The 12,343-nt window shown below is 61.6% G+C and carries 10 protein-coding genes; 5 read left to right on the forward strand and 5 right to left on the reverse strand.

Annotated elements, in window-relative coordinates:
- Window positions 1-13 precede the first annotated feature (13 nt).
- From HBA54_RS28905 to HBA54_RS01160, 5 genes are all read right to left on the reverse strand, one after another.
- A complete protein-coding gene (locus tag HBA54_RS28905) occupies window positions 14-1,027 on the reverse strand; it encodes a GNAT family acetyltransferase (RefSeq protein ID WP_240932437.1) in 1,014 nt (337 codons plus the stop codon).
- 44 nt (window positions 1,028-1,071) lie between these two features.
- The gene (gene sseA, locus HBA54_RS01145) at window positions 1,072-1,941 is read right to left on the reverse strand and encodes a 3-mercaptopyruvate sulfurtransferase (protein ID WP_167220492.1); all 870 of its coding nucleotides are present in this window, start codon (window positions 1,939-1,941) and stop codon (window positions 1,072-1,074) included.
- Window positions 1,942-1,989: 48 nt separating this feature from the next.
- Window positions 1,990-2,697 carry an alanyl-tRNA editing protein gene (locus tag HBA54_RS01150; protein ID WP_167220494.1) on the reverse strand — a complete coding sequence of 236 codons (708 nt, stop codon included), beginning with the start codon at window positions 2,695-2,697 and terminating at the stop codon, window positions 1,990-1,992.
- Window positions 2,698-2,719: 22 nt separating this feature from the next.
- Window positions 2,720-3,733, reverse strand: coding sequence for a cysteine synthase A (locus HBA54_RS01155; RefSeq protein WP_167220496.1), 1,014 nt, complete (start codon window positions 3,731-3,733; stop codon window positions 2,720-2,722).
- Window positions 3,734-3,856: 123 nt separating this feature from the next.
- The gene (locus HBA54_RS01160; RefSeq protein WP_167220498.1) at window positions 3,857-4,468 is read right to left on the reverse strand and encodes an NUDIX domain-containing protein; all 612 of its coding nucleotides are present in this window, start codon (window positions 4,466-4,468) and stop codon (window positions 3,857-3,859) included.
- Window positions 4,469-4,698: 230 nt separating this feature from the next.
- Between HBA54_RS01160 and HBA54_RS01165 the strand changes: the two genes are divergently transcribed.
- The 5 genes from HBA54_RS01165 to HBA54_RS01185 all read left to right on the forward strand — a co-directional run bounded on the left by HBA54_RS01165 (window position 4,699) and on the right by HBA54_RS01185 (window position 12,294).
- Complete coding sequence (locus HBA54_RS01165; RefSeq protein WP_205944345.1) at window positions 4,699-5,922, forward strand: bifunctional alpha/beta hydrolase/OsmC family protein; 1,224 nt, start codon at window positions 4,699-4,701, stop codon at window positions 5,920-5,922.
- Between the two features lie 549 nt (window positions 5,923-6,471).
- Window positions 6,472-8,178: an ABC transporter substrate-binding protein gene (locus HBA54_RS01170; RefSeq protein WP_167220502.1), complete on the forward strand. Its 1,707-nt coding sequence runs from the start codon at window positions 6,472-6,474 to the stop codon at window positions 8,176-8,178.
- 146 nt (window positions 8,179-8,324) lie between these two features.
- Entirely contained in the window at window positions 8,325-9,272 is a 948-nt protein-coding gene (locus HBA54_RS01175) for an ABC transporter permease (RefSeq protein WP_167220504.1), read from the forward strand.
- Between the two features lie 11 nt (window positions 9,273-9,283).
- Window positions 9,284-10,171, forward strand: a complete 888-nt coding sequence (locus HBA54_RS01180) for an ABC transporter permease (protein WP_167220506.1) — start codon at window positions 9,284-9,286, stop codon at window positions 10,169-10,171.
- 11 nt (window positions 10,172-10,182) lie between these two features.
- Window positions 10,183-12,294 (forward strand): dipeptide ABC transporter ATP-binding protein, encoded by a 2,112-nt coding sequence (locus HBA54_RS01185; RefSeq protein WP_167220508.1) that lies wholly within the window; start codon window positions 10,183-10,185, stop codon window positions 12,292-12,294.
- The last annotated feature ends 49 nt before the right edge of the window (window positions 12,295-12,343 follow it).

The raw sequence follows: 12,343 nt of genomic DNA on the forward strand, positions 1-12,343 counted from the left end.
TCTGCTCCGGGCCTCAGCCGGGAATGATCCCGTTCAGCTTCGGATCCGGGATGGTCTGTTGTTCCTGGCGGTAGGGCTGGAACCCGTATTTCTGGTAGAGCGGCAGGGCGCGGGGGTGATCCATGGTGTTGGTGTTCACCGTCAGGCGATCCGGCTCGTAACTCCAGGCCTGTTCGAGGGCCGAGTAGAGCATGTAGGGGCCCAGCTTCCTACCGACGAATTGCGGCAGCAGGCCGAAGTAGGCCAGATCGATCACCGGTTCTTCGCGGCGGTCCAGTTCGAAGTAGCCGGCCGGCACACCCTCCACATAAAGCACGAAAACCTCTATCCGCTCATCTTCCAGAAGGGCTGCGAGATCGGCATCCGGCATGCTGCGGCGGTACCACCAGTTCCAGTCTTCGCCGATGCCGTTGTAAAGGAAGCGATAGAAATCGAGGGTAGGGGTGTGGGCCCGCATCAGCGCCACCTTGGTCCGCGGCGGCGGATGAACGGCCACATGGTTCGGGCGCTCCGTCATCTCCAGATAGGTGACGGTGAACTGCAGCGTCGTCTTGCGGCCCGCGGCCACGGCCAGGTCCGGCGGCAGCACATCGCCCTCCGGCGGTGCCGACGGCAGCTCCAGCCAGCGCGCCATTACGGCCCTGGGCGTAAAGGCGTAGCCGAGGGCGGCATAGAAGCCCAGGGCCTGGCGATTGCTTTCGCGCACCATCAGCTGGATCTTCAGGATGCCCTGACGGCCCAGCCAGTCCTCCGCTGCGCGTACCAGCTTGCGGCCAAGCCCGGCCCGGCGGATGTCCGGATCGACCGCGACTGCATAAAGCCAGCCGCGATGGCCGTCGTGGCCGCAGCAGATGGTGCCGGCAAGCCTGCCGCTGCGTTCAGCGACGAAGATCTCCGCGCAGTCACTCTGCTGCCACAAGGCGATGTCGCGTTCGGGGTCGTTGTACCAGACCGTGAGCCCGCAGCGCTGCCACAGCGCGACGCAGCCGGCAAAGTCTTGATCCTGATAGGGGCGTAGCTGATCCATACCTGACCGCTTGTTTGTTTTGGCCGCTTGTTAGTTTTTGGCGTCTATTGCTGCTTGGCCGGTCCGGTTTCGACCGGTGTGTCGCCGGGACGTCCCCACTCGGACCAGGAGCCGTCGTAAACCGCGGTATCGCGGTGGCCGAGGCGATGCAGCGCCAAGGCAAGGACGCCGGCGGTGACGCCCGACCCGCAGGACGCCACGACCGGCCGTGAGAGATCCAGGCCCTCGGCCTCAAAGCGGCTTCTGATCTCCTGATTGTCCAGAAACGTCTGGCTGCTCTGATCGATGATCTCGCCAAAGGGCAGATTGAAGCTGCCGGGGATGTGGCCGCTGCGCATACCTTCGCGGGGCTCGGGGTCGCGTCCCTCAAAGCGGCCGCGGGCGCGGGCGTCGATCACCTGTTCGCCGTTGCCGCCCAGAGCGCTGAGAACCTGGTCGCGGTCGCGCAGCAGAAAGCTGTTGGCACGCGGCGTGAAATGCCGCTCGTCGTTGCTCTCAGTCCCCTCGGCAACGGCGCGTCCCTCGTTGAGCCACTTGGGCAGCCCGCCATCGAGGACAGCGACTTCCCGGTGCCCGAAATAGCGAAAGGTCCACCAGACCCGCGGCGCGCTCCAGATGCCGCGCTGATCGTAGATCACCAGGCGCAGGCCGTCGCCGAGGCCGAGCCGGCGCACCTTGGAGGAGAAGATGTGCGGCGGCGGCAGCATATGCGGCAGGTCGCTGTCCGGGTCGCAGATATCGTCGATATCGAAGAAGACCGAGCCTGGAATGTGCTGGGCTTCGAACTCGCGTCGCGGATCCAGGCCTTCGCGCGGCAGGTAGTAGCTGGCGTCCACCACGCGCAGGTCCGGCGCCGTCAGATTTTCCGCCAGCCATCCGGTGGTGACCAGGGCGTTCTTATCAAAGTCGACCATTGTTGGAAATCTACTCCCTTGAGGGTCGTTACGGCATGACAGCCGCTTCTATTCGTCCAAGAGGATGTTGATGCGGCGGTTCTGGCGCCCTTTGTTCTCGATCTTACCGGTCCTGACCTTGCCGATCTCGCTGGTACGCTGCACATGGGTGCCGCCGCAAGGTTGCAGATCGACGCCGGCAATGTCCAGAAGGCGGATACGCCCGCCGCCTGAAGGTGGCTTCACCGACATGGTGCGGACCAGTTCCGGCTGACCGGCCAGTTCGTCTTCGCTGATCCAGCGCGGCGCGACGGAATGGTCCTCCTGAACCAGGCGGTTCAGTTCCGCGGTGATATGCTCCTTGTCGAGCTGGGTTTCAGGCAGGTTGAAGTCCAACCGGCCTTTGCCGTCGCCGACCTGGCCACCGGTCACATCGCCGGTCACGACCGCGCAGAGCAGGTGCATGCAGGTGTGCATACGCATATGGCGGTGGCGCCGGTCCCAGTCAATTTCGGCGGTAACCCTGGTGCCGGGAGCAGGCGCTGCGGTGCCTTCTTCAAGGATATGGAGGACGTCTTCATGGGACTCGCCCTTGCGGGCGTCGACGATGCGCAGACGGTTGCCGTCCTCCAGGACAAGGTGGCCGCTGTCGCCGGGCTGTCCGCCGCCCATGGGATAGAATACCGTCCGGTCGAGGCGCAGGCCCTCGGGCCCGACCGAGGTGATGCGGGCCTCGCAGCCCTTCAGATAGGCATCCTCCCGAAACAACAGTTCCATCGTTCTCGTCTTTCTTGTTCGCTCATTGTGTGCGCCAGGAAAGCCAGTCCGGCACCGGCAGGCCTTTTTCGCGCAGAAATGCCGGATTGAACAGCCTGCTTTGATACCGCAGCCCGCCATCGCAGAGGATTGTAACGATTCGGTGGCCCGGTCCCAACGTTCTCGCAAGCCGCAGCGCCCCGGCGACATTGATGCCACTGGACGCTCCGAGACAGAGGCCCTCGTTCTCCAGCAGGTCGAAGACGATGGGAATCGCCTCCTTGTCGGAAATCTGGAAGGGCTCGTCGATCTCGGCACCTTCCAGGTTGGCGGTAATGCGCCCCTGGCCGATGCCCTCGCTGATGGAACTGCCCTCCGCCTTCAACTCCCCGTGCCGGTAGTAGTGGAAGAGCGCGGCGCCCATGGGGTCGGCCAGGCCGATCACGACGTTCTTGTTGCGCTCTTTCAAGGCCATGGAGACGCCGGCCAGGGTTCCGCCGGTGCCGACAGCACAGACGAAGGCATCGACCTTGCCGTCGGTCTGCGCCCAGATTTCGGGCCCCGTCGTCTCATAGTGGCCGCGCCGGTTGGCTACGTTGTCGAACTGCTGGGCCCAGATCGCCCCGTTCGGCTCGCTCTCGTCCAGTTCTTTGGCGAGGCGCTCTGAGACGTGGACGTAGTTTTCGGGGTCGCGATAAGGCACCGCGGGCACTTCGCGAAGCTCTGCCCCGGAAATCCGCAGGATGTCTTTCTTTTCCTGGCTCTGGGTGTTCGGGATCACAATCACGGTGCGATAGCCGCGTGCGCGGGCAACCAGGGCCAGGCCGATCCCGGTGTTGCCGGCGGTGCCCTCGACGATGATGCCGCCGGGACGCAGCGTGCCGCGCTCTTCCGCATCCTTGATGATTGCCCAGGCGGCCCGGTCCTTCACAGAACCGCCGGGGTTGAGGAATTCGGCCTTGCCGAGGATCTCGCAGCCTGTTTCTTCAGAGAGCTTTCGCAGGCGAATGAGGGGCGTATTGCCGATTGCACCGACAAAACCGTCGCAAACATCCATAACTTTCGGTTCCTTGCTGGGGGCTTCCCACCCATTTGGCGGCGGCGCCAGGCCGGCCGAGGGGCCGGTTGGCACTAGGGGCAGGTGGGGTTGAGCTCCTATTGGGCAGTACGTTACCGTAGATTACTTCCATTTACGCATAATTTCGGTGTAATTCAAGGCCAGCCATTGCAGGGCGACCACGGCCGTGAAGTTGGTGATGGCTCCCTCGGCCAGCTTTAGCAGGGCTTCCTCGCGCGGCAGCGTCAGGACGCGGATGTCTTCTCCCTCATGTTCCAGGCCATGAATCCCGCCGGCCCTGGCGGCGTCGACCCGGCCGCAGAACAGCGCCAGAGTCTCGGAAGTCCCCCCGGGAGAGACCAGATATCGGCCGACCGGCTGCAGGGCGGTGACCTCGCAACCGGCCTCCTCCAGCGCTTCCCGGCACACCACGTCTTCCGGGGTTTCGCCGGGATCGATGATCCCGGCCACAACCTCGATCAGCCAGGGCTCAAAGCCGGCGGATAGGGCGCCGAGGCGGAACTGCTCGATCAAAACCACGTGATCGAGTTGGGGGTCATAGAGCAGCACGGCGGCCGCGTGGCCGCGTTCGAAGATCTCGCGGCTCATTTCCCGGGTCCAGCCACCGTCGAACCTGCGATGGCGCAGGCGGTAGCTGTCGACCTGAAAGTAGCCTTTGAAGGGGGTCGTTTTCTCGATGATCTCGATGCGCGGGTCGCGCTCGGGTTTGCTCATGCTTGCGGGTCCTGAAGGGATTGGGTCGGGCTGTCGTCTGTGGGTGTAACGCGGTGGGGGGCGATGGCATCTTCGATTAGCCGGTCAGCGGAACTCTAGCCGAGCAGCGGGGTCGAACCCAATCCCTTTCCATCTTGTAAGGCTGCCGGCCTTGCCAAGATACGAAGCGGCGTGTTCCGATCTCAATCCGATGCCCGCCCTTGATATTGCTTTGTATGGAGACGGCTTTCATGGCCTTGAAGAGCGAGAAACTGACTTTTCCGGGATCGAGCGGCGAGATGCTGGCCGCGCGGCTGGAGCTTCCTGCCGGTCCGCCCCGGGCCTACGCGCTCTTTGCCCACTGCTTTACCTGTACCAAGGACGTTTTCGCCGCCTCGCGGATCGCCGGTGCCTTGGCGGAACAGGGCATTGCCGTGTTGCGCTTTGACTTCACCGGGCTGGGCGCCAGTGAGGGGGATTTTGCCAACACCAATTTTTCTTCGAACGTAGGCGATCTGGTGCGCGCCGCCGACTATCTGCGCGAAACGCGGGCGGCGCCCAAGCTGATCATCGGCCACAGCCTGGGCGGGGCTGCGGTCTTGGCGGCTGCCGGCCAGGTGCCGGAGGCGGTGGCGGTGGCGACCATCGGTGCGCCGGCCGAACCGGCCCATGTGGCGCACCATTTCACCGCTGCACGGGAAGAGATCGACGCCCAGGGCGAGGCGGAAGTCCTGCTTGTCGGCCGACCTTTCAGGATCAAGAAGCAGTTCCTGGAGGATATCGAGGCCCACCGCCTGGAAAAGGCGATTGCGGAAATGAAAAAGGCGTTGATCGTTTTTCATGCGCCGCGCGATGAGACCGTGGGCATTGAAAATGCCGGCAAGATCTTTGCCGCGGCGAAGCATCCGAAAAGCTTTGTCTCTCTGGACGATGCGGATCATCTGCTGAGCCGAAAGATCGATGCGATTTATGTGGCCAACGTGCTGGGTGCCTGGGCGGCCCGATATCTGGGAGGTATCGATATGGCGGAGACGCCCAGCGCCAAGGACAGCACCGTCGTCGTGGAAGAAACCGGCGAGGGGCGCTTTACCCAGGCCATCGCGGCCGGCCCCCACAGGCTTCGCGCCGATGAGCCGGAGAGCTACGGCGGGTTGGATTCCGGCCCATCGCCCTACGATCTTGTTTTGGCGGGCCTTGGCGCCTGCACCGCCATGACGCTGCGGATGTATGCCGAACACAAGAAGCTGCCGCTGGATAAGGTCAGGGTCACGCTTTCTCACGATAAGATTCACGCCGTGGATTGTGCGGAATGTGAAACCAAGGACGGCAAGATCGACCGGATTGAGCGGGTTATCCGGATTACCGGCGATCTCGACGAGAACCAGCGTGAACGCCTGCTGGCGATTGCCGACCGCTGCCCGGTGCATAAAACGCTGGAAAGCGAGGTTCAGGTGGTGACCAAGGCCGCCGGCTAACCGAAATGACCGGATTTCAACCTATGGCGGCGGCTGAGCCGCCTTGGGTCGCTTATGGTTCAAGGATTGTCGCAATGCTGCAACTCGCGGGTTTCGGGCAACGATAAAGTTTGCTAGGCTTTTGGCTGTAAAGAACAAAAAAGAAAGCCAAGCCGTGGTCACGCAGAATTGGCGACGGTCAAGAAAGAGAAGCTTTTGAGGAACAGGGAAAATCCAAGGTTTGCGGATAACCGCTGGTAGATACCAATCAGCGGCCGGGGTGCGGGCAAAGGCGGCTTACGCCTTGCAGCAGCATCCAGTGGCAGCGGCCGGTCGGCCGCTTCAAAGGGCTGCTGTTTGTAGCGGAGACGGCAAGGAGAACTGCCGTTTCGGGCAAACGTCCGTCGGTGAACCAAATGAATTCATGTCGGCGCGATCTCGCGGCCGCTTTGCTGTTCGAAGGGGCAACCTTTTCGGACAGAGTTACTGCAATTTGGACAGATCGAGCCATGAAACGGCAGGGCAAGGCCCGGGTCAGGCTCCGAACAAGCTCACCAGGGAGACATTCAGATGACGAAAAAGTTGGAAACGATCAACGGAAAGCCGCTTCATCCCGGCGTGGATCAGCTCTGCAAGCAGTACAAGAGCGGCAAGATGGACCGCCGCGAGTTCGTGCGCCTGAGCGCCTTCCTCGGCGTTTCCGCAGCCTCCGCCTATGCCTTCGCCGGCGATCCGACCGGTGGTTTGTTCAAGGAAGCGGCGGCCGAAACACCGAAAAAAGGTGGCACCCTGCGGGTCGCCATGCAGGTTCAGCAAATGACCGATCCGGCCACCTACGACTGGACGGAAATGTCCAATCAGGCGCGTCATATCGTCGAATACCTGACCATTACCGGTAACGACAACATCACGCGCCCCTACCTGGCGGAAAGCTGGGAGGCGTCCGACGACCTGAAGACATGGACCTTCAAGCTGCGCCAGGGCGTGAAGTGGAGCAACGGCGACGACTTCGGCGCGGATGACGTGGTCCATAACTTCACCCGCTGGCTGGACCCGGCGACCGGTTCCTCCAATCTCGGCCTTTTCTCGGCGATGACCGAGGAATACGACACCGGCGAGAAAGATGACGACGGCAAGGCCAAGATGGGCAAGCGCATGGCCGAGGGTGCGGTTGAGAAAATCGACGATCACACCGTACGCGTTCATCTCAACTCGCCGGTCCTTTCCATGCCGGAGAATCTTTATAACTATCCGACGGCGATCGTTCACCGAAACTTCGACAAAGAGGGTGGCGACTTGTCGAAAAACCCGGTCGGTACCGGCGCCTTCGAGTTGGTTGAACTCTCGGTAGGCGAGAAATGCATTCTGCGCCGTCGCAATGAGCCCTATTGGGGCGGTGAAGTCTATCTCGATGAAATCCACTATATCGATACCGGGCAGGATGCTTCCGCGAGCATTGCGGCGCTGGCTTCACGCCAGGTCGATGCGCTCTACAACCTCGATATCTCAATCATTGATATTGCAGAGCGTGTACCCGGCGTTTCGATTTCTCAGGTGGTGACGGCACAGACCGGTGTCATTCGCATGAATGTCACCCAGGCACCCTTTGACAACCTGAAAGTGCGCCAGGCCATGGTGATGGCGGCCGACAACGATCAGATCCTGAAGCTTGCCTATCGCAGCCTGGGCGCGGTGGGTGAGAACCACCACGTCGCGGAGGTTCATCCGGAGTACGCTAAGCTGCCGCCTTTGAAGCGCGATGTGGCCAAGGCCAAGGCGCTGTTGGCGGAGGCTGGATTTCCGGACGGCATCAAGGTGACCTGCAACGTCGGTAATACCGAAGGAACCTGGGAGCAGGATTCGCTTCAGGTTTTGAAAGAGCAGGTCGCCGAGGCCGGGGTCGACCTCACGATCAACGTCATGCCGGCGGCCCAGTATTGGGAAGTCTGGAACAAGGCTCCGTTCAGCCTGACTTCCTGGACTCACCGGCCCCTGGGAACCATGGTCCTGGCTCTGGCATACCGTTCCGGTGTTCCCTGGAATGAGTCGGGCTATAGCAGTGAGGCCTTCGATAAGGCCCTCAATGAAGCTGAATCGATCCTGGACGTCGAAGAGCGCCGTAAGTCCATGGCCACGGTCGAAAAGATCCTTCAGGACGATGCGGTCATGGTCCAACCCTTCTTCCGGTCGGTCTATACGGCGGCGACCGAGAACGTGAACGGCTACAGCACGCACCCAACACGTTATCATCAGTTCAATAGCGTCTGGTTGGCTTGATTGGCGATGGGCCGCGACGCTGGGGGTGTCGCGGCCCTCGTTCTTTGTAGCGGCCGTATTCCGCCGCTACCGCTTCGTAAGTCCGGACGGTTAGGCGCGCACAAAGCGCCGGGGGCCGCGTCGGGGGACGGGAAGGCTAGGAAGCGATGCTGATATTCATTGCGCGACGCATTGGCACCATGGTGCTGACCATGCTGGTCGTGTCTCTCATTCTGTTTCTGCTGCTTGAGATCAATGTCGAGGGCGTGGCCATCAAGGTTCTGGGCGCCTTTACCTCGGATCAGCAGCGGGAGATCTGGCTGGAAGAGAATGGGTACTTCGACCCCTTGCCGCTGCGCTATGCACGCTGGGTCGGTAATGCCGTGGTCGGTGATTTTGGCGAGTCGGTCCGCTTCAAAGTGCCGGTTTCGGAGATCCTGTTGCCGCGTATCTGGAGCACCGCGGTCCTGGGCTTCTGGGCACTTCTGTTCGCCTCGGCTATCGGGTTGTTTCTTGGCGTTATTGCGGGCATGCGCGAAGGATCGAAGCTGGACCGGACGGTTTCCGTCGGCTCGATCGTCACGACGTCCGTTCCGGAGTTCGCTTCGGCACCGCTGCTCTCCGCGCTTTTCGTTTTCTATCTCCCGCAGACCATCGGTTGGGGCTTGCCGGGCACCAGTTCAATGTCATCAGGCTTTGACTGGGTTCAGCTGATCCTGCCGGTCATGGTGCTGGTGCTTTACGATTTCGGCTATATCGCGCGCATGACCCGGGCTTCGATGGCCGAGGTCATGATGACCCACTATATCCGCACCGCTGTCTTGAAGGGGCTGCCCTATGGAACGGTAATCCGAAAGCATGCTCTGCGGAACGCGCTGATCGCACCCTTCACGGTGATCATGCTGCAGATCAACTGGCTGCTTTCCGGTGTCATCGTCGTCGAGTTTTTCTTCGCCTATAAGGGCTTTGGCTCCTTGCTGCTGGAAGCGTCTCTGAACCAGGACATCTTCCTGATCGAGGCCTGCGCCATGGTCGCGGTCTTTGTCGCCGTGGCAACACAGACCCTGGCCGATATCGGCTATACCTATCTCAATCCACGCATTCGGTTCAGCTAGGGGGGCGGGCGATGACAGAAGAAGCCATTTCAGTTCCGCACCGTGAGTCGGCGCTGCTCCGCCTGGTGAAGGGGGCGGCCCTGATCCGGGAAAGCTGGGTCGGCATGGTCGGCCTTGCCATCATCGTGTTCTGGGCGTTGGTTGCGCTCTTCGCCGATGTCGTCGCACCCTTTCCGCCCAACGCGACGGGGATACCGATGTTGGCGCCCGGCGGGGCGGGACTTGACGGAACAAGCGTCCACTGGCTGGGTACCGATCAACTCGGCCGGGACATTCTTTCGCGGATCATCTTCGGGTCGCGTCAGGTTTTGCTCTACGCGCCGCTGGCGACGTTCTGTGCTTATGCTGTGGGCGTGCCCATGGGCTTGGCCGCCGGTTACCGGCGCGGCATCACCGATGAGGTGCTGTCGTTCATCGCCAATGTGATTCTCTCGTTCCCGGTGCTGGTGCTCTACATCATCATCATCGCGACCATCGGCGCTTCGGGCATTAACATCGTCATCGCCGTCACCTTCGCCTCGGCGCCGGGGATTATGCGCATCGTGCGCGGGCTGGTGCTTGATCTGCGCAATCGCGAATACGTTTTCGCCGCGGAGACGCGCGGCGAACCGGCCTGGCGTATCATGATGATCGAAATCCTGCCCAACGCGCGGGGGCCGCTTATCGTCGATGCCTGCCTGCGCCTGGGCTATGTCATCATTACAATCGGGACGCTTGGATTTTTGGGCCTCGGGCTTCCGCCGCCCGATCCCGACTGGGGAAAGATGATCACCGAAACGCGGCAGTTCATCACCATCTTCCCGCACATGGCGATCTTTCCCTGCATTGCGATTTCGTCGCTTGTTCTGGGTTTCAATCTGCTGGCCGACGGCCTGCGCGAAGTCTCGTTGAGGGACTAGAGGAGGGCGCTGTGGACAACGGCGGCAAGGACTACGACGGCCCGGTATTGGAATGCAAAAACCTCTGCATTTCCTACTTCACCCGCGCCGGCGAGATACCGGCGGTCATCGATTTCAACATGACATTGCACCAGGGCGAGTCCATCGGTCTGGTCGGTGAGTCGGGTTGCGGCAAGTCGACCGTTGCCATGGCGATCATGCAGTACCTTGGCAGCAATGGCGCGATCGTCGGCGGTGAGGTGCTCTACAAGGGACGTGATCTGTCGACCTTCAGTCCGGAGGAGTTGCGCCAGCTCCGTGGCAACGAGATCGCCATGGTCTATCAGGAGCCGATGGCCTCGCTGAACCCCAGTATGACCCTGGGGCGACAGCTCATGGAAGTGCCGCTCTGCCACGAGAACATCGATGAGAAGGAAGCCTATGATCGGGCGGTCAAGATCCTGTCCGACGTAAAGTTGCCGGACCCCGAACGGGTGATGAGTGTCTATCCGCATCAGATCTCAGGCGGCCAGCAGCAACGCGTGGTCATTGCCATGGCGTTGCTTTCCAATCCCTCGCTGCTGCTGCTCGATGAGCCGACGACCGCGCTTGACGTCACGGTGGAGGCCGGGATTGTCGAGTTGATCGGCGAGATCGCTGGCCGGTTCAACACTTCCATGGTCTACATCTCCCACAATCTCGGCCTGATCCTGGAGACCTGCGACCGGGTGAATGTCATGTACTCCGGCGTCGTGGTCGAGCATGGCTCGGTCGCCGAGGTCTTCGACCAGATGCGTCATCCCTATACAAAGGGCCTCTTTGGCTGCATCCCGCTGCCGGGCGCCGACAAGACGGCACATCCCCTGGTTCCCATTCGCGGTCAACTGCCGCTGCCGCACCAGCGGCCCAAGGGCTGTTATTTCGGCCCGCGCTGCGACTTTTTCGAGGCCGGTACCTGCGATCAGGAAAATCTGGCCATGACAACCGTGCCTGACGAGCCGGGCCATACCGTGCGCTGCCGCCGCTGGCAACAGATCGACTGGGACAACTACCACCCCGAAGGGGTCGGGGCGGGTGAGATGGAGGCCGGCGAGGTCGTGCTCTCCATCAACAATATGAAGAAATACTACGAGATTACCGACAACTCCATTGCCGCCATGATCTCGGGTAAGCGTGTGCGCCATGTAAAGGCCAACGAGAGCATCACCTTCGACGCCCGGGCCTGTGAAACCGTGGCTGTGGTGGGCGAGTCCGGTTGCGGCAAGTCGACCTTCGCAAAAGTTTTGATGGGCCTGGAGACGGCCACTGACGGGATGGTCGTCTTCAATGGCAAGGATATCTCCCAGGAGGAGGTTCAGGACCGCACGCCGGCCCAGATCGGCTCGATGCAGATGATCTTCCAGAATCCTTTCGACACTTTGAACCCGAGCCACACCGTCGGGTCGCAGTTGGCCCGTGTGATCCGCAAGTTCGGGGTTGAGACGGACGGCGACAAAGTTGAAGCCCGGGTGATGGAACTGCTGGATCTCGTGAAGCTGCCGCGGGACTTCGCGCGGCGCCGGCCGCGCCAGCTTTCCGGCGGCCAGAAACAGCGTGTCGGCATCGCCAGGGCCTTTGCCGGCAACCCCTCGACCGTGGTGGCCGACGAACCGGTGTCGGCCCTTGACGTTTCGGTCCAGGCGGCCGTCACCGGGTTGTTGATGGATATCCAGAAGACCTACCGCACGACCCTGATCTTCATCAGCCACGATCTCAGTCTGGTGCGTTATCTGGCCGATCGTGTGGTGGTGATGTACCTCGGCAATATCGTGGAGCAGGGGACGACCGACGAGGTTTTCTCGCCGCCCTATCATCCTTACACCGAGGCACTGCTGTCTGCGGTGCCGATCGCCGATACCTCGATAAACAAGCAGCGGATCATTCTGGAAGGCAACCTTCCCTCGGTGACCAATCCACCGTCGGGTTGCCCCTTCAACACCCGCTGCCCCAGGAAGATCGGGGAGATCTGTGAAACCGTGGTGCCACCTGTTTTTGAGCCGATACCGGGCCATCAGATCGCCTGTCACCTCTCGGTTGAGAATTTCCAGGCGATGCAGCCGGTGATCGTTCAGGCAAACCAGCCGGCCAGTCCCGCGGCCGAGTAGCCCGCCAAGCCACCCGGGGCCTATCAGGGTTAACGCTTCTGTGCCTTTT

The sequence above is a fragment of the Pelagibius litoralis genome, assembly GCF_011683915.1.
In the GTDB taxonomy this organism is placed as follows: Bacteria; Pseudomonadota; Alphaproteobacteria; order Kiloniellales; family Kiloniellaceae; genus Pelagibius; species Pelagibius litoralis.

Coding starts and splice junctions, on each gene's coding strand:
- HBA54_RS28905 (WP_240932437.1), bottom strand. CDS start 1,027: ATGGATCAGCTACGCCCCTATCAGGATCAAGACTTTGCCGGCTGCGTC.
- HBA54_RS01170 (WP_167220502.1), top strand. CDS start 6,472: ATGACGAAAAAGTTGGAAACGATCAACGGAAAGCCGCTTCATCCCGGC.
- HBA54_RS01155 (WP_167220496.1), bottom strand. CDS start 3,733: ATGGATGTTTGCGACGGTTTTGTCGGTGCAATCGGCAATACGCCCCTC.
- HBA54_RS01165 (WP_205944345.1), top strand. CDS start 4,699: ATGGCCTTGAAGAGCGAGAAACTGACTTTTCCGGGATCGAGCGGCGAG.
- sseA (WP_167220492.1), bottom strand. CDS start 1,941: ATGGTCGACTTTGATAAGAACGCCCTGGTCACCACCGGATGGCTGGCG.
- HBA54_RS01150 (WP_167220494.1), bottom strand. CDS start 2,697: ATGGAACTGTTGTTTCGGGAGGATGCCTATCTGAAGGGCTGCGAGGCC.
- HBA54_RS01160 (WP_167220498.1), bottom strand. CDS start 4,468: ATGAGCAAACCCGAGCGCGACCCGCGCATCGAGATCATCGAGAAAACG.
- HBA54_RS01180 (WP_167220506.1), top strand. CDS start 9,284: ATGACAGAAGAAGCCATTTCAGTTCCGCACCGTGAGTCGGCGCTGCTC.
- HBA54_RS01175 (WP_167220504.1), top strand. CDS start 8,325: ATGCTGATATTCATTGCGCGACGCATTGGCACCATGGTGCTGACCATG.